This is a genomic window from Polaribacter sp. BAL334, from assembly GCF_015767435.1.
GTDB lineage: Bacteria > Bacteroidota > Bacteroidia > Flavobacteriales > Flavobacteriaceae > Polaribacter.
Window position 1 is genome coordinate 1 of record NZ_JADWOV010000282.1, and the last position, 538, is coordinate 538.

General features: G+C 32.7%; 1 pseudogene. It reads left to right on the forward strand.

Going from position 1 to position 538, the window contains the following annotated elements:
* Positions 1–538 (forward strand): annotated as a pseudogene (locus tag IU405_RS07835) (hypothetical protein); the annotation flags it as partial.

Here is a 538-nt window from a genome sequence, read left to right on the forward strand (position 1 = left end):
CTGATGGTTCTGCAAGAAATGGTTTTTCCCAAACTATTGATTTAGAAAGTCAAACTGCAGGAATTTTAGGAACTCAAGACCCTACAATTCATACAATAACTTATCATCGTTCTTTGGCAGATGCTCAAAATGGAAATAATCCGCTAGTTTCTCCTTACTCAAACATTGCTCCAAATAGAGAAACTATCTATGTTAGAGTTTTGAATAACAATAGTTTATGCGTGAATGGAATATCAAATTTTGATGTAATTATCAATCCTGAACCAACATTTGAACCACCAACAAACTTGGCATATTGCGACAATGATGATGATGGAGATGACACCAATAGCATCATTCAAAATATTGATTTGGATAGTAAAATTTCAGAAATTTTAGGAACTTCTCAAAGTCCAAATGATTTTACAGTGACGTTTCATGCGTCTCAAGTGAATGCAACCAATGGAATTTCTCCCATTTTTTCTCCTTATACAAACACAAATTCAACAGAAAGAATTTTTGTTAGAATCGAAAATAAAAGAACTGGTTGTATCAATGA